We start from the raw sequence: 24,551 nt of genomic DNA, 5'->3' as shown, positions 1-24,551 counted from the left end.
GGAGAAGATATTTTGACGACGCCGAAGACATGGCTGATTGAGACCGACGAGCTCGAGCGCGAACTGGACGCGCCGGATTTCGTAATCATCGATGCCACCTGGTACATGCCGGATGAGGGCAAGGACGCACGCGAGGAGTACCTCGCAGAGCACATCCCCGGCGCGATCTTCTTCGATATCGACGAGATCGCCGACACCAACTCCCCTCTCCCCCACATGCTGCCGTCGCCGGAGAAGTTCTCCTCGCGCATGCGCAAGATGGGCATCGGCGACGGTCAGCGACTCGTAGTCTACGACCGGCACGGCATGTTCAGCGCGCCGCGGGTGTGGTGGATGTTCCGCGTCATGGGCGCCGACGAGGTCAGCGTGCTGAACGGCGGACTGCCGAAATGGAAACGCGAGGAACGCCCGCTGATGACGGGTGAACCCAGTCCGCGCACCCCGCGTCACTTCACCGCCCGGCGCAATCTCGATCTCGTGCGCGACGTAGACGACATGAAGTCCGTCATCCACGACAAGTCCGCGGACATCGTCGATGCGCGCTCGGCCGAGCGGTTTGCGGGCACCGTGCCGGAGCCGCGCGAAGGCTTGCGGTCCGGGCACATTCCCGGCGCGCAGAACGTGCCTTACGGCCAGTTGCTGAACGCGGACGGCACGCTGAAATCGACCGAGGAGCTCAATGCGATTTTCGCCGCCGCCGGCGTCGACCCGCACAAGCCCGTGGTGACGAGTTGCGGCTCCGGCGTCACCGCCTGCGTGCTGGCGCTGGCGCTGGCCGAGACCGGTCATCGCCGCACCTCGGTTTATGACGGTTCGTGGACCGAATGGGGCGCCGATGACAGTCTTCCCATCGAAACGAACTAAAGCCCCGCGCCGTACCCCTCGCCTCTTTCAGAGGCTTCCATGAGCACGTCCAAAAAGTCTCAAAAGCAGGATACGCGTCTGGCTCATGCGGGCCGCGACCCGGCGCGGTTCGACGGCTTCGTCAACACGCCGGTCTATCGCGGCTCGACGGTGCTCTACCCGACGCTTCAATGCCTGGAGGCGAACGACCAGGATTACAGCTATGGCCGGCTCGGCACGCCTACGGTGGACGCCCTGCAGACGGCGCTTGCGGAGCTCGAAGGCGGACACGCCACGCTGCTAACGCCGTCCGGCCTGTCGGCGATCTCGGCAACGCTGCTGAGCTTCGTTTCAAGCGGCGACCACATTTTGGTCTCCGACAGCGTCTACCGCCCGACCCGGCGCTTCTGCGAGAACGTGCTGAAGCGGCTTGGGGTCGCCACGACCTATTACGATCCCTTGATCGGCGGCGGCATCGCGGAGTTGCTCACGGACAAGACCAAGCTCGTCTTCACCGAGTCGCCAGGCTCGCAGACTTTCGAAGTGCAAGACATTCCGGCCATCGCCGAGGCGGCGCACAAGCGCGGCGCCGTGGTGATCATGGACAATACGTGGGCGACGCCACTCTACTTCAAGCCGTTCTCCCACGGCGTCGACGTGTCGATCCACGCGGCGACCAAATATATCGTGGGTCACGCAGACGCCATGCTCGGCGCCATCACCACCAACAAGGCGACGCGTTCCGCCGTGGCCAGGACGCACGACGAGTTGGGGCTGTGTCCCGGGCCCGAGGACGTCTATCTGGGCTTGCGCGGCTTGCGCTCGCTAAGCGTGCGGCTTGCACGCCACCAGGTTTCGGGGCTCGAGATGGCCGAATGGCTCGCGGGCCGGCCCGAGGTGACGCGGGTCATCCATCCCGCCCGGCCCGGCGATCCCGGCCATGCTCTGTGGCAACGGGATTTCACCGGCGCGTCTGGGCTGTTCTCGATCGTGCTCAAGCCTTGCGCGCAGGATGCGCTCGCCGCCATGCTCGATGGCCTTACGCTGTTCGGCATGGGCTATTCATGGGGCGGCTATGAAAGTCTGATCCTGCCCTTCGACCCGCGCAGCTACCGGAGTGCGACGACCTGGCAGGTGGAAGGGCCGGCTTTGCGTCTCCATATCGGGTTGGAGGACGTCGAGGATCTGAAGGCGGACCTCGCTGCAGGCTTTGCCAGGCTGACCAAGGCCTGAGCGGCAGCGCCAGACAAGCGAGGCACTCATGGATTTGCGACTGATGGCAAGCGCGCGCTTGTCACCGGCTCCACGGCCGGTATCGGCTTCGCGATCGCCAAGGATCTGGCGCAGGAAGGCGCCGAGGTCATCGTCACCGGCCGCACCTATTTCTTTTTCTTCTCGCCGTCCTTCTTGCCGTCTTTTTTGACGTCCGGCGCCGGCGCGCTCAAGCGGTAGGCGGCAAGGGAGTTGTCCAGCATCATCGGAATCAGCGCGATCCCCGTATCGGGAGAATAGCTCAAGTCGGCGCTGCCCTGATTGAGATCGATCAACCGATCCACTTTGCCATTGGCGTTGACTTGGTACAGCGCGCCGTCGGCCCAGTCGGTGACGAGATAGGCGCCTGGCTTAAGCACCTGGAGCCCATCCAGATTGCCGATCGTCTTGCCCTTGACCAAGGGCTCGATGGTCTGGTCTTCCAGGTTCACGGAGAACATGCCGGCGCGCTCCTGCTCCTGGCCGACGCTTTTCAGCCGGCCGAGCGAGGCGACGATGAGGTTGTCGCCTTCGACGAGGAGACCGTTCGGTCCTTCCAATTCGTCACTGGTGAGCCACGGCTCGAAGACGCCGTCCTTGAGCCGCCAGATCGTGTTCATCGGCGTGTCGGAGACATAGACCGTGCCGTCCTCGGCAACCGCCACGTCGTTCAGGAAGATCGCGCCGTTCGCCGGATGGCGCTTCTTGATGCTGCCCGACGCGGCGTTGACCTCGACCAGGGCATCGACGTCGGCGACGTAGAGCGTGCGGTCGCGCAGGCCCAACCCCGTCGGAGAGTTAAAGCCCGTCACCCAGTTCCGCTCGAGAATGGTGCCGTCGGACTTGAGGCGGGAGATGAAGCCGTTGCCGTCTTTCTGCATGACGGCGCCGTTTATGTTGCTCACATAGAGGACGTCGGTCGCGGGGTCGTGGACAACCGATTCCGGCCTGGCCAGACCTTTGGTCTCCCATACGAGCGTTGGCCCTTGAGCGAAGGACGCGCCGGCGAAGATGATGGAGAAAACGAGGCCGAGAATGGTACGCATGAATTCCTCACTGAAGCCCAAGAAAATGGCGATCCCGGCAGGACTCGAACCTGCAACCCTCTGCTTAGAAGGCAGATGCTCTATCCGTTGAGCTACGGGATCACGCTCGGACGCGACTATACCCGAAACCGCGGGCTCAATGTGTCCAGCGGTCGGGGCGACCAAATCTGAAATTCTCCGCATAGGACTTCGGCCGGAGCTTGCCGGCCGGCGGCTCCTCCAGGCGGAAGGCGATGCCATTCTCCGTGGCGAAGGCGATGGCCTCGTCCTTGGTGGCGAAGTTCAGGCGAACCTGGCGTTTGGTGTCGCCCGAGCTCGTCCAGCCCATCAGCGGCTCGATGACACGCGGCTGGGCCGGCACGTATTCCAGGACCCACTCGCGCGTCGCGCCCTTGCCTTGCTGCATGACATTTTGCGCGGGCTTGAAGATCCGGGCCGCCATGCGTGTTCCCCTTCGATTCGGTTTCCGACCGTTGTGGTCGGGGCAGCAAGATTCGAACTTGCGACCCCCTGCTCCCAAAGCAGGTGCGCTACCAGACTGCGCTATGCCCCGAAACAATCACGGGCCGACGGCGAGGACATGACAGGCATTTCCGTATCCGCCAAGGCCGCATCATAAAGGCCGCACCATACATAATGGCCCTAACGGCCTCAGGCTAGTCGGAAGGGGGTTAAGCCCGCGTCATCGCGTCTCAAGGCGCGGTCTCCGTCCCGAGGCCGGGAAAGACCACCCGGTCCCCCGGCTTGACCCCGATCTTCGCGGCTTGGCCGGCGTTGAGCTCGAGGACGGCAGCCACCTCACCCCCGGAGCGGATGAGATCGGTGGAGAACGGCTCGGTGTCGGCCTCGACGCGGCGGACCGTTCCTTCCGCGGTGATGAAGACCATGTCGAGCGGGATGTAAGTGTTTCGCATCCACATGCCGACGCGCTGGGGCGGGTCGTAAAGGAAGATCATGCCGCTTTTCTCCGGCAGCGACCGCCGGAACATGAGACCCGTGGCACGCTCGCGATCGGTGTCGGCGATCTCGACCGTGTAACTGTGCTCGCCGCTCTCGGTCTTGAGGACGAGCGTGTCCGTGCCCGCCGCCGCGGCATGACCAAGCGGCAGCGCCAGCGCGACCGTCATCAGACATGCGGCCGCGACACGTAACCGCAAAGATGGTGTCGTCAGTGAGAAGCCGGTCCGTTGGCGCCGTCGGGCTTGAGCTCGGCGGCCATCAACCCCTTCGAACCCCGGCCATAACGCACGAGAAGCGATTGCCCGGGCCTCAGCTCCGTGAAACCGCACCGGCGCAAGGTCTCCATGTGAACGAAGATGTCGAGCGTCGACGGACCCCGGGTCAGAAAACCGAAGCCGCGAACACGGTTGAACCATTTCACCATGGCCCGCTCCCAGTCGCTCTCCGGCACGACCACAACATGGGTACGTTGCGGCAGCTCCGAAGGATGGATCGCCGTCGTATCGTCCATCTCCAGGATGCGGAACGCCTGTAACCCCTTGGGGCGGCGCAGAACTTCGCATACCACGCGCGAGCCCTCGTAAGCGGTCTGATGACCGTCCCGGCGCAAACACGTTACATGCAGCAATACGTCTGGAAGATCTTCGTCCGGTACGATGAACCCATAACCCTTCGACGCATCGAACCACTTGATTGACCCTGAAACCTCGAACACATCAACTGTGGCTTCCTCGTCGCGCTGGGTGTGTTCCTCTTGTAGTGGCGATGCCTTCGCCCCCATGCCGCGTTCCCCCGCTTCACTTCTGCCAATCGACTCGACGCGTCACTAACGAATCGACTGGAGCACTCTCTTTCGAACATAGCATTGCGCGTTACCGGAGCCAGCGGAATTTTCCCGAGGACAAAGCCTTCTCCACAATCCGACTCGGAGTTCGTGACAGGTGCGCAAAGATTCGTGCAAGCATCTGATCGGCAACAGAATCCGATGCATGTCGAGCGTGTTGCCGGCACAGGGGACTGACGCGGCAAAATCTCGATGAAGGGGAGGCAAATCTTTCTGGCGACGGACAAATTTTCATTCGGTGTGATGCGGACGTCGCGCTGTGGACCCTATGCAACAATCGACGCAAAATCTTCATGCGGCGAGGCGTTTCACGGCGGCCATGGACGCTTGCCAGGCTTGCGCGCTCCGCTTTAGGGTCGGGCCCGCCACGATCCAATCTCACGAGGAGACGACCCGATGAAGTACCTGCACACGATGGTGCGCGTTTCCGATGTCGACGAGTCAATGGACTTCTACTGCAATAAGCTCGGTCTGAAAGAGGTCCGCCGGATGGAAAGCGAGCAAGGCCGCTTCACCCTGATCTATCTGGCCGCCCACGGTGACGAAGACTCGCAGATCGAGCTTACCTACAACTGGGACCCGGAAATCTACGACGAAGGCCGTCATTTCGGTCACTTGGCCTTCGAGGTCGACGACATCTACGCCACCTGCGACCACCTGATGAAGCACGGGGTGACCATCAACCGGCCTCCGCGCGACGGCTACATGGCCTTTGTCCGTTCCCCGGACAACATCTCCATCGAGCTGCTGCAGAAGGGCGGACCAAAGCCGAAACAGGAGCCTTGGGCGTCGATGGAAAATACCGGCAAGTGGTAGGCGCGCTGCCGCGCGCGCGGGAAGTGGTACCCCCTAGGGGAATTGAACCCCTGTTTCCAGGTTGAAAACCTGGCGTCCTGACCATTAGACGAAGGGGGCGTACCGCTTTGAGCCCCGTCATATAGAAAGGTTTGCGGAAGCCCGCAAGAACGGCGCTCAAGACGCCTCGCCGCAGAGGGCCGCATCCTCGATCATCAGCTCGACGCTTTCCCGGCCCTGCCAGAACGACCGGCGCAGATGGCCCGCCACATGAAGGGGGCCTCCTTCGGCGCTGGCAAAGAGATCGCCGAGCGGCGTGCCCGCGACCCTGAAGGCGCAGGCTTCGACCCGCCCGCCGTCGGCGGCGACGAGCGTGCAGCGCAGATGCGCTTCGGCCATGGTGCGCAAGCGCGTGACGCGATGGGCCGGGAACACGAAGCGGGGTTTCGGGTGCCCAGGACCATAGGGCCCTGCCCGCTCCAAAAGATCGATCAGCTCAAGGGTCGCGCCGCGCGCCGACAATGCGCCGTCCATCGCAAGCTGCTGGCTGGCGACGGCGCGCGCCACCGGCCCCGCCAGGTGCTCATGCAAGAAGGCGCGGGCGGCGTCTCGCTTGCCAAGCTCTAGAGAGAAGCCCGCCGCCATGGCGTGTCCACCGCCTTTTAGGAAGAGCCCTTCCTGCACGGCGGCGCGCACCACGGCGCCAAGGTCGACCGAGGGCAGCGAGCGGGCTGAGCCCGTTGCGGTGCCATCTCGCTCATTTGCCATGACGAAGGCCGGGCGATGAAACCGGTCGGCGATGCGACCGGCCACGAGGCCCACGAGGCCCTTGTGCCAATCCTCGGCGCCGAGAAACAGCAGCGGCAAATCTGGTGACTCTTCGATGGCCGCGTCCGCGCGAGCGAAAGCTTCTTCCAGCATGCGCGCCTCGATCGCCTTGCGCTCGGCATTGAGCGCCTCGAGTTTGCCGGCGATGGCGCGCGCCTCCACCTCGTCGTCGGTCGCCAACAGCCGCGCGCCGAGGCCGGAGGCGCCGATGCGCCCGCCGGCATTGATGCGGGGGCCGAGGATGAAACCGAGATTGTAGGTGGACGGCGCCTCGTCGAGACGAGCGGCATCGGCGAGCGCGCGCAAACCCACATTGTGCCGGAGCCGCAGCACCTTCAGGCCCTTGGCGACGAAGGCGCGGTTTGCGTCCTTGAGCGGCACCACATCGCACACGGTGGCGAGGGCCACGAGATCCAGCATGCCGAGAAGGTCCGGCTCGGGCCTGCCGGCATAGGCCCCTTCGCGCCGCAAGACCCCGATCGTCGCCACGAGGAAGAGGAAGACGACGCCCGCGGCCGCCAGATGTCCTTGTCCGGAAAGATCGTCCTGCCGGTTCGGGTTGACCACGGCAAAGGCGGGTGGCAGCGCCTCGTCGGCCTGGTGGTGATCGAGCACGATGATTTCCGCGCCAGCCGCATTGGCTGCTTCAATGGCCGCGCCTCCTGTGGTGCCGCAATCCACGGTGAGGATCAGCCGGGCGCCCTCTTCCACGAGACCGCTCAGCGCTCCCGCCGAGGGGCCATAGCCTTCGGTGAGGCGGTCGGGGATATAGGTGATGCAGGACTGTCCGTGAGCCCGCAGGAAGCGCTCAACGAGGGCCACGGAGGCGGCGCCATCGACGTCGTAATCGCCGAACACGGCGACGGGCTCCGAGCTACGAATGGCCTTTGCGAAGCGCTCTGCCGCGCGCTCCATGTCCTGGAGACGGGCCGGATCGGGCAGCAAGGTCTTGAGCGAGGGATCGAGAAAGCGCTCGACGCTTTGAAGCTCGGCACCGCGCGCGGCGAGCACCCGGCCGAGCAGGTCCGGAAGCCCATGGGCCTGGGCGATCGCGGTCGCGGTATGAAGGCGCCCCGCCTCCAGCCGCTCGACCCAACGGCGGCCACGCACGGACCGTTCCACGCCGAGCATGGCCGCGGTGTCCGTCGCGTCATATTTCAGGGCTGCCGTCACGCGTGAAGCACTCTTACAAACCGTGTTAATGGATCGCGAAGTGTAGCTGATTCGAGCGTGCGGCCGGTCAGTCGAACTTGCTCAGATCGGCATGTTCGGTGTTGATCCAGCGCACGGTGCGGGTCGAGGCGCGCATGACCACGCTCTGGGTGAAGACGGCGTCCTTGGCGAAGCGCACCCCTTCAACCAGCGAGCCGCCGGTGATCCCGGTGGCGGCAAAGCTGAGATCGCCCAAGATCATCTCCTTGATCGAATATGTTCGGCCGAGATCCGAAATGCCGGCGGCCCGGGCGCGGGCACGATGCTCATTGTTCATGGCCACGAGCCGGCCTTGCATCTGACCGCCGATGCAGGCGAGCGCCGCAGCGGCCAGCACCCCTTCCGGGGCCCCGCCAAGGCCGAGATACATGTCGATTCCTGTCTCGTGCGGATCGGTGACGTGGATCACGCCGGCAATGTCGCCGTCGCCGATCAGCCGCAGCGCGGCGCCTGCTTCACGCACCTCCTCGATCAGCTTGCCGTGGCGGGGCCGGTCGAGAATGCACACCGTGAGTTCCGGCACGCCGACACCCTTGGCTTTGGCGAGCGCTTTGAGATTGTCGACGGGGGTGGCGTCGAGGTCGACGAGATCGTCCGGGTATCCCGCGCCGATGGCGATCTTGTCCATGTAGATGGGCGGCACCTTCAGAAGACTGCCGCGCTCGGCCACGGCCAGCACCGACATGGCATTGGGCAGCGCCTTGGCGCAGAGCGTGGTCCCCTCGATGGGATCGACGGCAAGGTCGAGCTCGACACCGGACTCGGAGCCCGCGCCGATAGTCTCGCCGATATAGAGGATCGGGCTTTCGTTCTCCTCGCCCTCGCCAACGACGACGACGCCTTGAATGGGCAGCCGTGCGATCTCACGATACATGGCCGCGGCGGCGGCCTCATCGGCGGCCGCTTCGTCGCCCCGGCCCCGCCAGCGCGCGGCGGCAACGGCGGTGGCTTCGGTCACCCGGACAATATCGAGCGCAAGCGCACGGTCGAGCTCGGTCTTTGCCGCAGCCTCTGACACGTCGAATTCTCCCTTAGCTCGCGCGCAGGTGCGCCCCGCGTCTTATAGCAGAGTCCCTATCACAGTTTTTCGATGCGGATCATCTGAGGCTTCGCATCGACATGGCCGTCGCGCTCGATGGCGACGAGCGCCTTGCGCACGGCGGCCTCCGTGGTCTCGTGGGTCACCATGACGACGCCGGCAGGCCCGCCGCCGCGTGTGCCCTGCCCGGGAAGTTCGGTCTGCGGGCGCCGCTGGACGATACTCTCAAGCGAGATGCCTTGGGCGGCCATGCGCTGAGCGATGGCGGCAAAGGCACCGGTGCGGTCGTGAACCGACAGGCGGATGTAATAACCGCCCTCATGGGCGCGCATCTGCGCCTTTCGATAGGCCCGCAAATTCTTGGCCTTGATGCCGAAGGGCGGCAAGACCTGTCCGCGCGCGATGTCGATGATGTCGCTCATCACGGCCGAGGCGGTGGGACCGCCGCCGGCGCCCGGGCCGATCAGCATGACATCGCCAACGAAATCGCCGTCGATGGCCACGCAGTTCGACACGCCGTCTACATTGGCGATGGCCGTGTCTTTCGGGACCATGGTCGGATGCACGCGTTGCTCGATGCCGCTGTCGGTCCTGAGGGCCACGCCGAGCAGCTTGATGCGATAGCCGAGATCGTCCGCCGCCTCGATATCGGCGGGCGTGATGCTCTCGATGCCCTCCACGTAGACGGCGTCGAACTTAGTGCGCGTGCCGAAGGCGAGGCTCGTGAGCAGCGCCAGCTTGTGCGCGGTGTCGAAGCCGCCGACATCGAAGGTGGGATCGGCCTCGGCGTAGCCTTGCTCTTGCGCCTCCTTCAACACGTCGGCGAAGCTGCGCCCTTCACGCTCCATCAGCGTGAGGATGTAATTACAGGTGCCATTGAGGATGCCGTAGACGCGGGCGATGTCGTTGCCTTGCAGGCCTTCGCGGATCACCTTGACCACGGGTATGCCGCCGGCCACGGCGCCTTCGAAGTTCAGCGCCACGCCGTGCTTCTCGGCGAGCGCGGCAAGGTTTGGCCCGTGATGCGCAAGCAGCGCCTTGTTGGCGGTGACCACGTGCTTGCCGGCCCTCAGCGCCGTCTCCACGGCCTCTTTGGCAATACCCTCCTCGCCGCCGATCAGCTCGACAAAGACGTCGATTTCCGGGTCGGTGGCGAGCTTGATTGGGTCTTGCACGAAGCGGAGGCCCGAGAGATCGACATCGCGCTTCTTGCGCTTATTGCGCGCCGAGACGGCGACCACCTCAATGGGCTGCCCTGCGCGCTCGGAAAGCGCGCCCGCGTGCGCCTCGATGAGCCGCAACAGGCCACCGCCGACAGTGCCGATACCGGCCAGTCCAAGCTTCAATCTGTCCGCCATGGGAAAAATCAGAAGGTGCGATTGGCCTTAGAGGCAATGGGAATGACGTTGTGCAGCGCGTTGGCTGACTCGGTGAGGAATTTCCGGATGTTGCGCGCGGCCTGACGGATGCGCTGCTCGTTCTCCACGAGCGCGATCCGCACATAGCCTTCGCCGTACTCGCCGAAGCCGACGCCGGGCGACACGGCTACGGACGCCCTCTCCAATAGCAGCTTGGAGAACTCGAGCGAGCCGATATGCGCGAACATGTCGGGGATCGGCGCCCAGGCAAACATGGTCGCGGGCGGCGACGGGATCGGCCAGCCGGCGCGGCTCACGGCATCCACCAGGCAATCGCGCCTGCGGCGATACACGCCGCGGACCTCGTCGACACACTCTTGCGGTCCGTTGAGAGCGGCTGTCGCCGCCACCTGGATGGGCGTGAAGGCGCCATAATCGAGATAGGACTTCACCCGGGTGAGCGCCTGGATCAGCCGTTCATTGCCCACGGCAAAACCCATGCGCCAACCGGGCATGGAGTAGGTCTTCGACAGCGACGTGAACTCCACCGCGATGTCCATGGCGCCGGGAATTTCCAGAATAGAAGGCGGCGGCTCGTCGTCGAAATAGATCTCCGCGTAAGCGAGGTCGGACAGCACGATGAGGTCGTTCTTCCGGGCGAAGCTGACGACTTCGCGATAGAAGTCGCGAGTGGCGACGACCGCGGTCGGATTGGCCGGATAGTTCAAGACAAGCGCGGAGGGCTTCGGCACCGAATGGCGCACGGCCTTGTCCAGCGACACCATGAATTGCGAATCGGTGCTTGCCGGCAGATGGCGGATAACGCCGCCCGACATGATGAAGCCAAACTCGTGGATCGGATAGGTCGGGTTCGGCACGAGGATCACGTCGCCCGGCGCGGTGATGGCTTGCGCCACGTTGGCGAAGCCTTCCTTGGAGCCCAGCGTCGCCACGACTTGCGTGTCGGGGTTCAGCTTCACGCCGAAGCGGCGCTCGTAATACTTGGCCTGCGCCCGGCGCAAACCGCCGATGCCTTTGGACGCGGAATAGCGGTTGGTGCGCGGATCGCGCACGGTCTCCACCAGCTTGTCGACAATATGCTGCGGCGTCGGCATGTCGGGATTGCCCATGCCGAAATCGATGATGTCGTCGCCGCGGGCGCGCGCCTCGGCCTTGAGCCGGTTCACCTGCTCGAAGACATACGGCGGCAGCCGCTTGATCCTGTGAAAGTCGTTGTGCACGGACGGCTGTCCCCACCCGATTGGACTCTAGAAGGGAGTCCGCTGTTGAACCACGAAATGGGGCTGCCCGGCAAGCGGCTCCCGCGTCGAGCCCGGCCGGTCAGCGTTGATTTAGTTGGCTTTTGGCGTGCCTTCCGCCTGGCCGATCTGCTGTTGCTGGCGCTCCTTCTCCTTCTGAAGATCCGAGATCGCTGCCTCTTTCTCGGACTCCGTCAGGGTGTTGTCATAGCCACGGATTACCTCGGTGAAGCGTTTGAGGCGCGTGCCGTCGGGCATGCTGTCGGCGCAGCCGGCCATCAAAATGGCAGGCAGCATCGCCACGAGGCAAGAAGCTGATCGCAAGAACATCGGTAAGATGTTGGCTCTGGTGGACTTTCCCCTGGCGATTGACATCGCCTGACGCTTATATTGCATAGCACAATGAAGATCGCTGCGGAAGCTAACGCGGGGCATCGCCCCGCAAGCTGGCGGAAGCGTGGTCAGTTGGGGGTAAAATAAGGACTTTTCGATGCAGGAGCGTAACGACAGCGCTGGGCAAACCGACGCGGACGGCTGCGAAAACACCCAAATCGACGAACTCGCCCGGAACATGGTGCGCCTCTTCGACCAGAGCACCAAGGTCTTCTCGACGCTCGCCGAACGCACCACGTCGAACGGTAACGGGCCCTACAGCATGGCCTCCGAGGTGGGCGAAGCCGCCAAGACCCTTGGCGAGGTGGCCCGGGTCTGGGTTTCCGACCCCGGCAAGCTCGCCGCCGCCCAAGGCGATCTATTCCAGAGCTACGCCGATTTGTGGGGCCGCTCCTTCCGCCGCTTTCTCGGCGAGGAGGTCGAGCCGGTGGTCGAGCCGGAGCCCGGCGACAACCGCTTCAAGGATCCCGACTGGTCCAACAGCCAATATTTCGACTTCTGGAAGCAGGCCTATCTGATCACCTCGCGCTGGGCGTCGGACGTCACCAAGAAGACCGAGGGGGTGGACGATAGGACGCGCCAGAAGGCCCTGTTCTATCTGGAGCAGATGCTGGCGGCGCTCTCACCGTCGAACTACCCGTTCACCAATCCGGAAGTGGTGCGCACCACGCTCGCAACCAACGCCGAGAACCTGGTGCAAGGCATGGCCCAGCTTGCCGAGGATCTCGGGAAGTCGAAGGATCTCCTGCGCGTCAACCAGACCGACCTGTCGGCGTTCGAGGTGGGCCGCGATCTCGCCATCACGCCGGGCAAGGTCATCTTTCAGAACGACCTGCTCCAGCTGATCCAATATTCTCCGACGACGGAGCAAGTCTATGAGCGACCGCTGATCATCGTGCCGCCGTGGATCAACAAGTTCTACATTCTCGATCTCGTGCCGGAGAAATCCTTCGTCAAGTTCGCGGTCGACCAAGGCTTCACCGTGTTCATGGTGTCATGGGTCAACCCGGATGGCCGTCTCGCGCAGAAGACCTTCGAGGATTACATGAACGAGGGTATTCTGGGGGCGGTCGAAGCCGTCAATCGCCAGCTCGGGCTGCACCACGTCAACGTGCTGGGCTATTGCGTCGGCGGCACCCTGCTGGCCTCGGCTTTGGCCTACACGGCGGTGAAGGGCGACGACCGCATCGCCTCGGCAAGCTTCCTCACCGCGCAGGTCGACTTCAGCGCGGCTGGCGACCTGTTGGTCTTCATCGACGACACGCAGCTCAAGTCGCTCGAAGAGATGATGGCCGAGCATGGCTATCTCGACGGCTCGCGTATGGCGGCGGTGTTCAACATGCTGCGGCCGCGCGACCTGATCTGGCCCTACGTGGTCAACAACTATCTGCTCGGCAAGAAGCCCTTCCCGTTCGACCTCCTGTTCTGGAACGCCGATTCCACGCGGCTGCCGGCGGCCAACCACGCCTTCTACCTGCGCGAGTTCTATCACGAGAACCGCCTGAGCAAGGGCGAGATGGAGCTTGGCGGCGTCAAGCTCGACCTGTCCAAGATCAAGATTCCGATCTACGAGCTGTTCACCCGGGAGGACCACATCGCGCCCGCGCTTTCGGTCTTTCAGGGCAGCAAGCTGTTCGGCGGTCCCGTGCGCCACGTCATGGCGGGCTCGGGCCACATCGCCGGCGTGGTCAACCCCCCGGCCAAGAAGAAGTATCAGTATTGGAGCGGGGGGCCGGCCGAGACGCTGGAGGCGTGGATCGACCAGGCCACCGAGACCCCGGGCTCCTGGTGGCCCGATTGGGCGGCCTGGCTCGCGGAGCAATCCGGCGAGAAGGTCCCGGCCCGCGATCCCTCTGCCGGACCGCTCAAGCCTATCGAGGACGCGCCGGGCTCCTTCGTGAAGAGCAAGAGCTAGCGCTTTTCGAAAGTCCTCTTACGGCATGCGCTTTGGGCTTGCGGTGCATTCGCTTCTGGCACGAAACAGAGACGCCCGATCTACTCTTGCAGCTTAAGAGTTGCTGTCGGATAGACCGCGCCAGAACAGCCCAGCTCCTTCAGATCCCAATCGGCAGAAACCACCCCCGACCCGGGCAGGGAGCCGACAACCTCGGCATCCGCCGGCAGTTGCACGGCCCACATGGCCTCGAGCTTCTTCTTGGCGCAGGCAAGCTCGGTCTGGCCCTCGCCGGACTCGTTACCGATCAGGCCGGTAAAAAACAGGAAGGAGGCCAGAGCGACCAAGCCCCAGGCGGCCAAGAAGGCTCCAAACCGGACAAAACTTACGCGACGCGATGCGCTGAACATACCCACGGACCCTCGTTGAGGTGATGGATTCAGCGTCTCTACGCGTAAACTTTTACTTAAATTGTAGGCCCGCCCGACGCTGCCTCTAGGGAAACAGCGGGAGCTGCTCGAGCGCGGTGGTCTCGTCGAGGCCGTGCATCAGATTGAAGTTCTGCAGCGCCTGGCCGGCGGAGCCCTTCACCAGATTGTCGATGGCCGAGATCACGATGGCGCGGCTCGGGATGCGGTCGGCGAATACCCCGATATGGCAGTAGTTCGAGCCACGCACATGTTGCGTGGCCGGGATGACGCCCTCCTCCACCACGCGCACGAAGGGGCTGTCCGCGTAGCTCGTTGTCAGCGCCGCCCTGAGATCGGCAGCGGTCGCCTTGCCGGCGAGCCGCACATAGGAGGTACAGAGCTCGCCGCGCGTCATTGGCACAAGATGCGGCGTGAAGTTCACGATCACAGGCTGGCCCGCGGCCTCGCCTAGCTCCTGCTCGATCTCCGGCACATGGCGATGGCTGCCCACGCCATAAGGCGAGAGCCCCTCGCCCGCCTCGGAGAAAAGGATGTTCTGCTTGAGCGATCGCCCCGCCCCCGACACGCCCGACTTCGCATCGATGATGATGTCCTCGGGCACAATCAGCTTGTCCTTGGCGAGCGGCAGGAGCGCGAGCAGCACGGCCGTGGGGTAGCAGCCGGGACAGGCCACGAGCCGCGCGGACGCGATCTGGTCGCGGTAATGCTCGGTGAGCCCGTAGACCGCGCCTTCGAGAAGTTCGGGCGCGCCGTGGTCGCCGCCATACCATTCCGCATAGGTATCGAGATCGCGCAGCCGGAAGTCGGCGGACATGTCGATGACCTTCACGCGTGATGGCAGCTTGGCGATCTCTGCGTGAGCGGTGCCGTGCGGTAACCCGCAGAACGCGACGTCGACACTGTTCCAATCCACCTCATCCGAGGTGACGAGGCTCGGAAGATCGAGGCTCGACAGATGCGGGAAGACCTGGGCGAGCGTCTGCCCCGCATGGGTCTTGGCGATGAGCGCGGTAATCTCGATATTGGGATGTCTTGCCGCGAGCCGGATCAGGTCGGCGCCGGTATAGCCGGAGGCGCCGAGCAGGGCGGCCCGGATGGGTTTGGTTGCCATGGGTTGAACCTAACCAAGTAGTCTCGCTCAAGGCGGCTTAGCGGAATTCGACGCGTTGCGGAAGATGGAGTGGGCCCTCGGCCCCTCCACCGCAACTTCCCAAACCGAAGCGCTTCAGATTAGCGCTTGGAGAATTGGAAGCTCTTTCGGGCCTTGGCTTTGCCGTACTTCTTGCGCTCGACGGTACGCGCATCGCGGGTCAGGAAGCCTGCCTTCTTCAGCACGCCGCGCAGCTCCGGCTCGTAGCGTGTGAGCGCCTTGGAGATGCCGTGGCGAACGGCGCCAGCCTGGCCCGAGAGCCCGCCGCCGGACACGGTGCAGACCACGTCGAATTGGCCTTCGCGGGCGGCCGTGACGAGCGGCTGCTTCAGGATCATCCGAAGCACGGGCCGGGCGAAATAGGTCGTATGGTCCTTGCCGTTGACGGTGATCGTGCCGGGGCCCTGCTTCACCCAGACGCGGGCGACCGCGTCTTTCCGCTTGCCGGTGGCATAGGCGCGCCCTTGCGCGTCGACCTTCTTCTCGTAAACGCGCTCGGGCGCGGGTGCATCACCCTCGCCTTTCAATTGAGCCAGATCTTCCAGCGTCGTCGTCTCGCTCATGGCTCTTAAGCGCTCCTTGCGTTTTTCGGGTTGAGGGCGGCGACATCGAGCTTCACGGGGTTCTGCGCCTCGTGAGGATGCTCGGGCCCTGCGTAGACTTTGAGGTTCTTCATCTGCTTGCGCGCAAGCGGACCTCTCGGCAGCATGCGCTCGACAGCCTTCTGGAGCACGCGCTCGGGATGCTTGCCGTCCAGGATCTTCTCGGCAGTGCGGCTCTTGATGCCGCCCGGATATCCCGTGTGCCAGAAATACTCCTTGCCGGCGCGCTTATTGCCCGTGAATACGACACTGCCCGCGTTGATGACGACGATATTGTCGCCGTCATCCATGTGGGGCGTGAAGCTGGGCTTGTGCTTGCCGCGCAGGCGCGTCGCAATGAGCGCCGCAAGGCGTCCGACCACCAGGCCGTCGGCATCGATGAGGACCCAAGACTTCTCGATATCCTTGGGCGTGGCGGAATAGGTTTTCATGGTGCGCGTCACTTTAAGGTCTGGCAAAGATCGGCGCTTCTAGCGGCTCGGCTCGATGCGGTCAAGTGGATTGGGGTTCTTTATCATAATCAGCTACTTAGCTATGTGGTACTAAAGTACCGCGCTGAAGACTGCTGAAATCGCGTGTTTTTTGCGGGGTTTCCTGTAAGCCGTTGGCGTCACAGAAGCCCTAGGGATAGGCCGAAAAATGGACGAAAGCCACATCCTGCTCTGCGAAGACCGCGAGGCGGTCCGGGTGCTGACCCTCAATCGGCCCAAAGCGCGCAATTGCCTGTCCATGGACCTCATGGCGGCGTTGCATGGGGCGGTGACGGAGGCCGGCTTCAACGATGCCGTGCGGGCCGTGGTGCTGACCGGCACCGGGCCTGCCTTCTCCTCGGGGCATGACCTCAAGGAGCTTACGGCGCACCGCAACGATGAGGACAGAGGCCGCGCCTTCTACGCGGAGACCATGCGCGCCTGCTCCGACATGATGCTCGCCATCGTGCGGTCGCCGAAGCCGGTGATCGCCGCGGTGAACGGGATCGCCACGGCGGCGGGATGCCAGCTCGTGGCGAGCTGCGATTTGGCGATCGCAGGCGTCGATGCACGCTTCGCCACGCCCGGCGTCAATATCGGCCTGTTCTGCTCCACACCGATGGTGGCGCTCAGCCGCAACGTGTCGCGCAAGGGCGCCATGGAGATGCTGCTCCTCGGCGACATGGTGGATGCGCAGGACGCGCACGCCATGGGCCTCGTCAACCGCGTGGTCGAGACCGACCGGGTGGTGAACGAGGCGATCGAGTTGGGGCGCAGAATCGCGGATAAGCCGGCCCGCACGCTGAAGATCGGCAAGGAGGCATTCTACAAGCAGCTCGAAATGCCGCTCGAGGAGGCCTATCGCTACGCCGCCGATATCATGGTCGAGAACATGCTCGATGCCGAGGCCGAAGAAGGTATCCGCGCCTTTCTCGACAAACGCGAGCCTAACTGGCCGCGCTGACTTGCAGCGCGTCATCCCCTACCCCACTTGCCCTTCCCATGGATCACGACAGCTACCCGGACGCCTATATCCACGACATCCTCGTGCGCCATCGCGTGATCGCCATGGTGGGGGCGAGCCCTAAGGAACAGCGGCCGAGCTATTTCGTCATGAAATATCTGATGGCAAAGGACTTCGAGATGATCCCCATCAATCCGGGCCACGCCGGAAGGACCATCCTCGGCCAGCGTGTGTTCGGCACGCTCGGTGACATCGGCCGGCCCGTCGAGATCGTCGACATTTTCCGCAATTCGGAAGCGGCACTCCCTATCACCGAGGAGGCGATCCGCATCGGCGCCAAGGTCGTGTGGATGCAGCTCGGCGTGCGCAACGACGAGGCCGCCTGCCTCGCCGAGGATGCCGGGCTGAAAGTGGTGATGAACCGTTGCCCCAAGATCGAATATGGACGCCTCTCGGGGGAGATCGGCTGGGCGGGCGTCAACTCGCGCATGCTTTCGAGCAAGCGGCCTCTGCTTGGGACCAAGGGCGGTCAGCAGCGCGTCCTCCGCGCCTCGGACTAGGGAGCGTCACGTGCGCGCCGTGTTGATTGCCTCACTCAGTTTGATGGTGGCGCTCGGGTCGCCGGCCCGCGCCGAGGACGATGCCGAAGACGAAGGATTCCAATATCCTGAAACGGCGGTCATTCTGGCCCTGCAGTCTGCCATACGCACCGACGACAAGGACTGGTTCGTCGCCAACATGCATTTTCCCGTACGCTATTTCGGCGAGACGAAGCAGACCATCCGTTCAAAGGAATGGTTCTTGCGCCACTACGACACTATCATCGGCCCAAAACTAAAGGCCAACATGCTGGCGCAAGATCCGGAGCACTACTTCAAGAACTATCAGGGGCTGATGGTCGGCGACGGCGGCCGCAATATCTGGTTCGCGGACTTCGGCGACGGCAACGGGGTCAAGTACGAGATCATCACAATAAACAACAGCGACTAGGAGATATCGATGGCCGAGGAGCGTACGCCAGGGTTCAACACACTTGCCATTCACGCCGGCGCGCAGCCCGACCCTGCGACCGGCGCGCGGGCGACGCCGATCTATCAGACCACCTCTTTCGTGTTCGACGACGTGGACCATGCGGCGGCGCTGTTCAACCTCGAGACCTTCGGCAACATCTATACCCGCATCATGAACCCCACTCAGGCGGTTCTCGAGGAGCGCATGGCCGCGCTCGAAGGCGGCACGGCCGCCCTGGCCGTCGCATCGGGACACGCGGCGCAAGTGATCGTTCTCCACACGCTGATGGAGCCGGGCGATGAGTTCATCGCCGGACGCCAGCTCTATGGCGGGTCCATCAACCAGTTTAGTCAGGCCTTCGCCAAGTTCGACTGGACGGTGAAATGGGCCGACACCACGGATGCGGACTCGTTCCGCGCGGCGGTCACCCCGAAGACGCGCGCGATCTTCGTGGAGTCCATCGCCAATCCGGGCGGCATCATCACGGACATCGAAGCGATTTCCGCCGTCGCCCAGGAAGCGGGGGTGCCTCTGATCGTCGACAACACGCTCGCCACGCCTTACCTGACCAAGCCCAAGGATTACGGCGCCGACATCATCGTTCATTCGTTGACCAAGTTCCTGGGCGGCCACGGCAACTCCATCGGCGGCGTCATCGTCGATTGCGGGACCTTCGATTGGATGGGCAGCGGACGCTACCCGACACTCACGGCGCCCTGCCCCAGCTATCACGGCATCACGCTGGCCGAGACTTTCGGCAATTTCGCCTTCGCCATTGCCTGTCGCGTGCTGGGTTTGCGCGATCTGGGCCCGGCGATCTCGCCGATGAACGCGTTTCTGATTCTCACCGGCATCGAGACGCTGCCCCTTCGCATGCAACGTCATTGCGACAACACGCTGCAAGTCGCCGAATGGCTGTCTGGCCACGACAAAGTGGCCTGGGTGAATTATGCGGGCCTACCCGGTAACGAATTCCATGGCCTGGCCCAGCGCTATTGTCCGGCCGGAGCGGGTGCCGTGTTCACCTTCGGCCTGAAGGGCGGCTATGAGGCCGGTATCGGACTGGTCAGCAACGTTCAGCTGTTCAGCCATCTCGCCAATATCGGCGACACGCGGAGCCTCATCATTCATCCCGCCTCGACCACGCACCGGCAGCTTTCGGACGAGCATCGGGAGCGCGCGGGCGCTGGCGCCGATGTGGTCCGCCTCTCGGTGGGGCTCGAGAGTGTCGACGACATCATCGCCGATCTGGATCAGGCGCTGGCGGCCGTTTGAGTTCTTGCCGAGCCCGCATGTGTCGTCAGCCAAAAATGGTAGAGCGCAACGGCGAAGACGATGATTGCGCCGGCCTGATGGGCGAGGCCCAGCTCGATGGGCACGGCAAGCAGCAACGTCCACACCCCGAGCGTCGCTTGCAGCACGGCGAGCACGGCGAGAGTCGCCGCGCTGCCGACGTACGGTGCACGAGTGTCTCTCATGCTAAGCCAAATCGCCTGAAGGATCGTGACGATTACGACCGCGTAACCCAGCATGCGGTGATCGAACTGCACGGTGAGCGGGTTCTCGAACAGGTTGAGATACCAGGGTGAGGCCTCGCCAAGCCCGCTTGGGATGAAGGCCCCATTCATCAGTGGCCAGGTGTTGAAGCCAAGGCCGCCGTCAATGCCGGCGACCAATGCGCCTGCCAAGAGCTGCACGAAAACGAGACCGAGAACGAGCCCGGCGGCGACGGCGGCCGCGCTTGAGCGCGCCGGCTTCTCTCCGGGCTCCCTGCCGAGCCCAAGGATGAGCCAGAGCGTGTAACCGAAGATCAGCACCGCCACGCCGAAATGGGCGGCAAGCCTGTATTGGCTGACATCGACCCGGTCGACGAGACCGCTCTTCACCATGTACCAGCCCAGCGCACCTTGCAGTCCGCCGAGGACGAAGAGCCCGACCAGTTTCGGGATCAACGCGCGGGGGATGTAGCCCGCGATCCAGAAGCAGACGAACGGCACGAAGAACACCAGCCCGATGAAGCGGCCGAGGAAACGATGCGCCCATTCCCACCAATAGATGGACTTGAAGGCTTCGACGCTCATGCCGCGATTGATCTGGGAGTATTCGGGAATCTGTTTGTAGGCCTCGAAGGCCTCTTGCCAATCGGCGTCGGATAAAGGCGGTATGGCGCCGATGATGGGCTGCCATTCGGTGATGGAAAGCCCGGAGTCGGTGAGCCGCGTGGCGCCGCCAACGAGGATCATGGCAACGATGAGAAACGCGATTGAGCAGAGCCAAATGCGCAGCGCCCGCGCGTGCCCAGCCGGTATGGCGGGTACGGCGGAAGCGGTCTTCAGGCTCTGGGCGGCGGCCGTGGTCATGGGCGCGGTGATAGCGGGCTCAAGCCCCCAACTCAATCGGCGATCGTCTGCCCCTTTGCCGCAGCGGGGGACGGCATGAGCAGCCGCGTCCGCAAGCTGATCGGCACCGTGGCCCTGCTCGTGTTTCTGGTGCTCTATGTGTGGGCCGCGGGGGCGATCGGCTCAGGCCGAATCGTGGAGGCGCACGGCTTGGCGCAGGTTGCGTATTTTCTGGTAGCGGGGCTGCTGTGGGTGATCCCGGCCGGGCTTCTCATCCGCTGGATGCAGGGTCCGGACTGATCTGCATCAAGCTGCGTTGACCTGCTGGAAGCCGTTCCATAGGGCAAACGGCGCACCGGATAGATAGAGCGCCGTATAAGTCAACGACTGATAGTCGCCGTTCAGGGATACACGCGGCAGCGCCGTCAGATGATCCTTGTGGCCGGGAAACAGCATGCCCTTGCGCGTGGTGACGGCCGTTCTGAAGCCGGCCTTCTCGGCGAGCGCGAAATCGCGGGGCCCGGCACTTGCCGGATCGCCGTAAGGGTAAGCGAAGTGAACGGGGCGCGTGCCGAGTTCGCGTTCGATGCGATCCGTGCTGCCGACCATCTGCCCCATGGCTTCTGTCTCCGGCAACTTTGCAACAGCGAAGTGATCCTTGGTGTGTGCGCCGATGCTCACCAGGGGATCGGCCGCCATGATGCGGAGCTCATCCCAAGACATGATCATGGCGCGGCACTGGGCGGAGAGATCAATATGGTGCGCCTCGGCAAGCTTGCGGACGGCGTCCCGCTGGGTCTTCTCGTCGAGACCGCGCAGCCACCAATAGATCTCCTCGAAGGACTGCTCTTTGTCGGCGAGGGTCTTGGCCGGTAGCCGCCAGGTCTCGCCGTCGCGCATCACCGCGATGTCCTCGCCAGCGCCCGCGACCGCCTGTTCGAGTGCGAGCCACCACAGCTCGCCCTGGCCATCCGGGTAGTTCGTCGGCACGTAAAGCGTAAACGGCAGATCGCGTGCCTTGAACATGGGATAGGCATACTGAAAGTTGTCCCCATAGCCGTCGTCGAAGGTGAAGCAGACGAAGCGCCTCCCTTTGCCGCGGACGAGCCGGTCGGCGGCCTCATCCAGCGTGACGACGTCGAGATCGGCGTCGTGCACCTGATCGAGGACGGCTTCGAGGAATTCCGGCGTCACTTCGAGAATGCGGTTGGGCGCGAAGGGCGCAGGTTCGGCCGGTTGCGGGCGCACCTGATGCAGGGTGAAAATGAGGCCCGTCCCTTGGGTGTAAGGCGCGAGAAGACGGTGGGCGCCCGTATGGTAGAGCCCGGCCATGGCGGCCTTCATCATGGCAGTCTTGACCTTAGCCACGGGGCGTCCCTTCATAGGTGAGCATCAACCATTAACCTCGTTCTGCCATCGTCCGAGCCGACAGTTTGACGGCGTTTCCTTGCAAAACGATTGCCGATCGCGATCGAATTTTCGGCTGGGTGATGCCCGCGGAAAAAGGGTGTGCCGAGTCATGAATTCCACGGCCTTGTCTCGTCCTTCGACGGAGATTGTCCGCTCTGCAACCCTACAAGCCGACCCCTCGTTTGTGACCACCTCTCTCGGCACGGTTTCGCTTTGCGTCACCGGCGATCTGGAAAGCCTCAAAGTCCTGTGGGAGAGCCTGCAGGCGGCGGTGCCTTGCACGGCCGCGCAGACCTATGATTGGGGCTGGGCATGGGCCGAACATGTTCTGGCGCCGCGCGGAGACACGCCGGTCATCGTCGTGGGTTATGGGGCGGACGGCACGCCGCTGTTCCTGTGGCCATTCGAGACGGGAACGCGCGCGGGGCTTGGTTTCCTAAAATGGCTCGGACAAGACCACGCCAATTACAGCATGGGGCTGTTCGCCCCGGAAGCCGCGCGGGCTTTCACGCGCACCGATATGTCGCGGCTCTTACGCGAAGCCGGGCGGCAAGCGGGCGCGTCGGCCGCCATTCTCGAGGCGCAGCCCTTTGACTGGGATGGCGTTCCCAACCCATTCGCGTTGCTGTCCCATCAGCGCGCTCCCAATAGCGGCTATGCGATCAAGCTCGGCGACTTCGATGCCCTTTACGAGAGCCAATTCAGCAAGCGGTCCCGGCAGACCCTCGACCGCAAGGAGCGGCGCCTGCGCGACATGGGCGCCCTCGAATATGGCTGGGCCGAGACACGCGACGACAAGCTCGCGCTGCTCGAGACATTCTTCGCGCAGAAGGCCCGGCAGTTTGTCGCCATGGGCGTCAAGGATGTCTTCGATGAGGACGCGCGCGCGTTCTACCAGGACCTCGCCTTGCTGCCGGAGGACAATCCCAGCCGGCTTCGCCTTGGCTATGCGGCTTTGGATGGAAACGTGCTCGCGACTTTCAACGGGGCCCTGTGCCACGACCGGATGGGCGTCGTGCTGTCCTCTCTGACCGAAGGCGAGGAGCAGCGCCAATCGCCCGGCGGACTTCTATTGCGTCGTCAAATCGAAGAAGCCTGCGCCGCAGGCGTCAAGTTTTTCGATCTCGGCGTCGGTCAGGCGCGGCACAAGGACGAGTGGAACAACGCTGTCTACCCGCTGTTCGACAGCTTCATCGCCTTCAAGCCGCAAGGTCTGGTTTTGACTTTGCCGCTTGCTGCCGCTGCACGGGCCAAGCGCGCGATCAAGTCGAACAGCTATCTCTGGACCGTCGCCCAAAATCTGCGCAAGCGCCTCAACAGCCAGAACGGCTAAGTCTTTCCTCAGACGGCGGCGGAGCGGCTGAACAGTCCTGAGCGGCGTAGTTTCCCACTCCCCTCATAAACGACGACCGGACAGCCCAGGGCCTGGAACGTGGCGAGTGCCTCGTCCTCGCTCTCGACATTGCCGCGCGGGGGCAGCACCGCGACCATGATGGGCAGCTCGAATTTGAGTGCGGGCATCAGCACCTCAATCGCCGCGAGGTCCGCATGAAGGACAACGCAGCCATAGGCCTGCGTCAGCGCCTCGAACACGCGCATGAAGCGGTCGGGCTCCGGTCCGTCGCCTTGCACGGCGGGATTGCCCGCCGCGATGACCTGCAAGGGCGTCTCATCGTCCACGCGGATCACATCGCCGAAATTGGCGCGGCCCGCGGAGAGATCGGCGAAGCCCGGAACGCGCGGCATGCGGAGTGGACCGGACACGGCGGAAGCGCCTTTGGCCAGATCCACGAGCACGACTTGTTCGTTGCGATCTACCAGCGCGCGGGCAAGCCCAATGGCGGCCTGGGTCGCGTCGGCCCGGGACGAGGTGCCGGCGACGAGAAGCGCGCGCGGTAAGCCGCCGGTGGCCGCGTCCAGTACTTTGTCGAGCACCGTATCGAGCGATTTCAGGACGGGGCCGGCCGGAACCGCGCCGGATTTGGGTTTCGAAGATATCTCTGCCGCCTCGTCGATTTCGGACGCAGCGATGCGCTGGGTGAGGTAGTGGCGAAGATCGTTCGGGCTCAGCGCGGCCATATTGCCCCCTTTCGGCTTTGACGAGGATGCCCGCGGCTTCCGTTTAGTGGTTTGCTCGGTGGCGGTACGGCGGAAGCGATCCAGGAGCCCGCCCAAACGCTTCGGGGTGTTGCTCTTCTCGCGGACGCCGGCTTCCTCGACTTCCTCGGTGAACTCTTGCCGGAGGCGATCGAGGAGTCCGGTCGCGGCGGGCTGCGGCCGTGCTTCCGTCTCGCTGGATGGCGTTTCTGCCGTAGGCGGCGCCTTGGCCGTCTCCACCCTTTCGCTCTCCATCGCGGCCGCGCGCCGCTGCTTCACGGGCGCATCCATAGAGTCCGGCGCAGTCTCTTGCATCGGCGCTTCGGGTTCCGGTGCCGGGCGCGGACGCCGCGGC

At 63.9% G+C, this 24,551-nt stretch carries 25 protein-coding genes, 3 tRNA genes and 2 pseudogenes; 11 read left to right on the top strand and 19 right to left on the bottom strand.

Features of this window, described 5'->3' with window-relative positions:
- Positions 1 to 12: 12 nt before the first annotated feature.
- The 3 genes and pseudogenes from sseA to ACSLE4_RS12060 form a co-directional block, all read left to right on the top strand.
- Positions 13 to 864, top strand: coding sequence for a 3-mercaptopyruvate sulfurtransferase (sseA, locus tag ACSLE4_RS12070; RefSeq protein WP_435904690.1), 852 nt, complete (start codon positions 13 to 15; stop codon positions 862 to 864).
- A 39-nt stretch (positions 865 to 903) separates the two neighbouring features.
- The gene (metC, locus tag ACSLE4_RS12065; RefSeq protein WP_435904689.1) at positions 904 to 2,076 is read left to right on the top strand and encodes a cystathionine beta-lyase; all 1,173 of its coding nucleotides are present in this window, start codon (positions 904 to 906) and stop codon (positions 2,074 to 2,076) included.
- Positions 2,077 to 2,109: 33 nt separating this feature from the next.
- Positions 2,110 to 2,223, top strand: a pseudogene (locus ACSLE4_RS12060) (SDR family NAD(P)-dependent oxidoreductase); the annotation flags it as partial.
- Here the strand turns inward: ACSLE4_RS12060 and ACSLE4_RS12055 are convergent.
- The 6 genes from ACSLE4_RS12055 to ACSLE4_RS12030 all read right to left on the bottom strand — a co-directional run bounded on the left by ACSLE4_RS12055 (position 2,223) and on the right by ACSLE4_RS12030 (position 4,881).
- Positions 2,223 to 3,140 carry an SMP-30/gluconolactonase/LRE family protein gene (locus ACSLE4_RS12055; protein ID WP_435904688.1) on the bottom strand — a complete coding sequence of 306 codons (918 nt, stop codon included), beginning with the start codon at positions 3,138 to 3,140 and terminating at the stop codon, positions 2,223 to 2,225. The pseudogene ACSLE4_RS12060 and the gene ACSLE4_RS12055 sit on opposite strands and share 1 nt — an antisense overlap.
- Positions 3,141 to 3,166: 26 nt before the next feature.
- A tRNA-Arg gene (locus tag ACSLE4_RS12050) sits at positions 3,167 to 3,242 on the bottom strand.
- A 34-nt stretch (positions 3,243 to 3,276) separates the two neighbouring features.
- The gene (locus ACSLE4_RS12045; protein ID WP_435904687.1) at positions 3,277 to 3,582 is read right to left on the bottom strand and encodes an ETC complex I subunit; all 306 of its coding nucleotides are present in this window, start codon (positions 3,580 to 3,582) and stop codon (positions 3,277 to 3,279) included.
- A 34-nt stretch (positions 3,583 to 3,616) separates the two neighbouring features.
- Positions 3,617 to 3,693, bottom strand: a tRNA-Pro gene (locus tag ACSLE4_RS12040).
- Between the two features lie 139 nt (positions 3,694 to 3,832).
- Entirely contained in the window at positions 3,833 to 4,267 is a 435-nt protein-coding gene (locus tag ACSLE4_RS12035; protein ID WP_435904686.1) for a DUF192 domain-containing protein, read from the bottom strand.
- A gap of 41 nt (positions 4,268 to 4,308) precedes the next feature.
- Positions 4,309 to 4,881, bottom strand: a complete 573-nt coding sequence (locus tag ACSLE4_RS12030) for a cold-shock protein (protein WP_435904685.1) — start codon at positions 4,879 to 4,881, stop codon at positions 4,309 to 4,311.
- A 459-nt stretch (positions 4,882 to 5,340) separates the two neighbouring features.
- Here ACSLE4_RS12030 and ACSLE4_RS12025 point away from each other — a divergent pair, with 459 nt between their 5' ends.
- The gene (locus tag ACSLE4_RS12025) at positions 5,341 to 5,760 is read left to right on the top strand and encodes a VOC family protein (RefSeq protein ID WP_435904684.1); all 420 of its coding nucleotides are present in this window, start codon (positions 5,341 to 5,343) and stop codon (positions 5,758 to 5,760) included.
- Between the two features lie 24 nt (positions 5,761 to 5,784).
- Here ACSLE4_RS12025 and ACSLE4_RS12020 read toward each other — a convergent pair.
- From ACSLE4_RS12020 to ACSLE4_RS11995, 6 genes are all read right to left on the bottom strand, one after another.
- Positions 5,785 to 5,859: transfer RNA gene (locus ACSLE4_RS12020), tRNA-Glu, on the bottom strand.
- A gap of 57 nt (positions 5,860 to 5,916) precedes the next feature.
- A complete protein-coding gene (recJ, locus tag ACSLE4_RS12015) occupies positions 5,917 to 7,740 on the bottom strand; it encodes a single-stranded-DNA-specific exonuclease RecJ (RefSeq protein ID WP_435904683.1) in 1,824 nt (607 codons plus the stop codon).
- Between the two features lie 67 nt (positions 7,741 to 7,807).
- Complete coding sequence (glpX, locus tag ACSLE4_RS12010; protein WP_435904682.1) at positions 7,808 to 8,797, bottom strand: class II fructose-bisphosphatase; 990 nt, start codon at positions 8,795 to 8,797, stop codon at positions 7,808 to 7,810.
- Between the two features lie 59 nt (positions 8,798 to 8,856).
- Complete coding sequence (locus ACSLE4_RS12005; protein WP_435904681.1) at positions 8,857 to 10,176, bottom strand: homoserine dehydrogenase; 1,320 nt, start codon at positions 10,174 to 10,176, stop codon at positions 8,857 to 8,859.
- Between the two features lie 8 nt (positions 10,177 to 10,184).
- A complete protein-coding gene (locus ACSLE4_RS12000; protein ID WP_435904680.1) occupies positions 10,185 to 11,417 on the bottom strand; it encodes an LL-diaminopimelate aminotransferase in 1,233 nt (410 codons plus the stop codon).
- Between the two features lie 111 nt (positions 11,418 to 11,528).
- On the bottom strand, positions 11,529 to 11,738 hold the full coding sequence (locus ACSLE4_RS11995) for a hypothetical protein (RefSeq protein WP_435904679.1): 210 nt from the start codon (positions 11,736 to 11,738) through the stop codon (positions 11,529 to 11,531).
- Positions 11,739 to 11,925: 187 nt separating this feature from the next.
- Here ACSLE4_RS11995 and ACSLE4_RS11990 point away from each other — a divergent pair, with 187 nt between their 5' ends.
- On the top strand, positions 11,926 to 13,743 hold the full coding sequence (locus ACSLE4_RS11990; protein WP_435904678.1) for a PHA/PHB synthase family protein: 1,818 nt from the start codon (positions 11,926 to 11,928) through the stop codon (positions 13,741 to 13,743).
- 80 nt (positions 13,744 to 13,823) lie between these two features.
- On the opposite strand, the gene ACSLE4_RS11985 is transcribed toward ACSLE4_RS11990, so the two are convergent.
- From ACSLE4_RS11985 to rplM, 4 genes are all read right to left on the bottom strand, one after another.
- Positions 13,824 to 14,084 carry a hypothetical protein gene (locus ACSLE4_RS11985; RefSeq protein WP_435904677.1) on the bottom strand — a complete coding sequence of 87 codons (261 nt, stop codon included), beginning with the start codon at positions 14,082 to 14,084 and terminating at the stop codon, positions 13,824 to 13,826.
- A 133-nt stretch (positions 14,085 to 14,217) separates the two neighbouring features.
- Complete coding sequence (gene argC, locus ACSLE4_RS11980; RefSeq protein WP_435904676.1) at positions 14,218 to 15,264, bottom strand: N-acetyl-gamma-glutamyl-phosphate reductase; 1,047 nt, start codon at positions 15,262 to 15,264, stop codon at positions 14,218 to 14,220.
- A 119-nt stretch (positions 15,265 to 15,383) separates the two neighbouring features.
- Complete coding sequence (rpsI, locus tag ACSLE4_RS11975) at positions 15,384 to 15,866, bottom strand: 30S ribosomal protein S9 (RefSeq protein ID WP_435904675.1); 483 nt, start codon at positions 15,864 to 15,866, stop codon at positions 15,384 to 15,386.
- Between the two features lie 5 nt (positions 15,867 to 15,871).
- Complete coding sequence (rplM, locus tag ACSLE4_RS11970) at positions 15,872 to 16,336, bottom strand: 50S ribosomal protein L13 (RefSeq protein ID WP_435904674.1); 465 nt, start codon at positions 16,334 to 16,336, stop codon at positions 15,872 to 15,874.
- Between the two features lie 208 nt (positions 16,337 to 16,544).
- Between rplM and ACSLE4_RS11965 the strand changes: the two genes are divergently transcribed.
- The 4 genes from ACSLE4_RS11965 to ACSLE4_RS11950 are packed head-to-tail and all read left to right on the top strand — an operon-like array spanning position 16,545 to position 19,625.
- Positions 16,545 to 17,339 carry an enoyl-CoA hydratase gene (locus ACSLE4_RS11965; RefSeq protein ID WP_435904673.1) on the top strand — a complete coding sequence of 265 codons (795 nt, stop codon included), beginning with the start codon at positions 16,545 to 16,547 and terminating at the stop codon, positions 17,337 to 17,339.
- Between the two features lie 38 nt (positions 17,340 to 17,377).
- The gene (locus tag ACSLE4_RS11960) at positions 17,378 to 17,899 is read left to right on the top strand and encodes a CoA-binding protein (protein WP_435904672.1); all 522 of its coding nucleotides are present in this window, start codon (positions 17,378 to 17,380) and stop codon (positions 17,897 to 17,899) included.
- A 10-nt stretch (positions 17,900 to 17,909) separates the two neighbouring features.
- Positions 17,910 to 18,329 carry a hypothetical protein gene (locus ACSLE4_RS11955; protein WP_435904671.1) on the top strand — a complete coding sequence of 140 codons (420 nt, stop codon included), beginning with the start codon at positions 17,910 to 17,912 and terminating at the stop codon, positions 18,327 to 18,329.
- A 9-nt stretch (positions 18,330 to 18,338) separates the two neighbouring features.
- Positions 18,339 to 19,625, top strand: coding sequence for an O-acetylhomoserine aminocarboxypropyltransferase (locus tag ACSLE4_RS11950; RefSeq protein WP_435904670.1), 1,287 nt, complete (start codon positions 18,339 to 18,341; stop codon positions 19,623 to 19,625).
- On the opposite strand, the gene ACSLE4_RS11945 is transcribed toward ACSLE4_RS11950, so the two are convergent.
- Positions 19,604 to 20,746: a COX15/CtaA family protein gene (locus tag ACSLE4_RS11945; RefSeq protein ID WP_435904669.1), complete on the bottom strand. Its 1,143-nt coding sequence runs from the start codon at positions 20,744 to 20,746 to the stop codon at positions 19,604 to 19,606. The two genes, ACSLE4_RS11950 and ACSLE4_RS11945, sit on opposite strands and share 22 nt — an antisense overlap.
- 39 nt (positions 20,747 to 20,785) lie before the next feature.
- On the opposite strand from ACSLE4_RS11945, the gene ACSLE4_RS11940 reads away from it, so the two are divergent.
- Positions 20,786 to 20,989 (top strand): DUF2842 domain-containing protein, encoded by a 204-nt coding sequence (locus ACSLE4_RS11940; protein ID WP_435904668.1) that lies wholly within the window; start codon positions 20,786 to 20,788, stop codon positions 20,987 to 20,989.
- Between the two features lie 6 nt (positions 20,990 to 20,995).
- On the opposite strand, the gene ACSLE4_RS11935 is transcribed toward ACSLE4_RS11940, so the two are convergent.
- A complete protein-coding gene (locus ACSLE4_RS11935; protein WP_435904667.1) occupies positions 20,996 to 22,057 on the bottom strand; it encodes a polysaccharide deacetylase family protein in 1,062 nt (353 codons plus the stop codon).
- A gap of 226 nt (positions 22,058 to 22,283) precedes the next feature.
- Here ACSLE4_RS11935 and ACSLE4_RS11930 point away from each other — a divergent pair, with 226 nt between their 5' ends.
- On the top strand, positions 22,284 to 23,432 hold the full coding sequence (locus tag ACSLE4_RS11930; protein WP_435904666.1) for a GNAT family N-acetyltransferase: 1,149 nt from the start codon (positions 22,284 to 22,286) through the stop codon (positions 23,430 to 23,432).
- A gap of 8 nt (positions 23,433 to 23,440) precedes the next feature.
- On the opposite strand, the pseudogene ACSLE4_RS11925 reads toward ACSLE4_RS11930, so the two are convergent.
- A pseudogene (locus ACSLE4_RS11925) lies at positions 23,441 to 24,551 on the bottom strand (hypothetical protein); the annotation flags it as partial.

This window comes from Methyloceanibacter sp. (genome assembly GCF_051306395.1).
GTDB lineage: Bacteria > Pseudomonadota > Alphaproteobacteria > Rhizobiales > Methyloligellaceae > Methyloceanibacter.
This window is presented reverse-complemented; position numbering and strand designations above follow the sequence as displayed.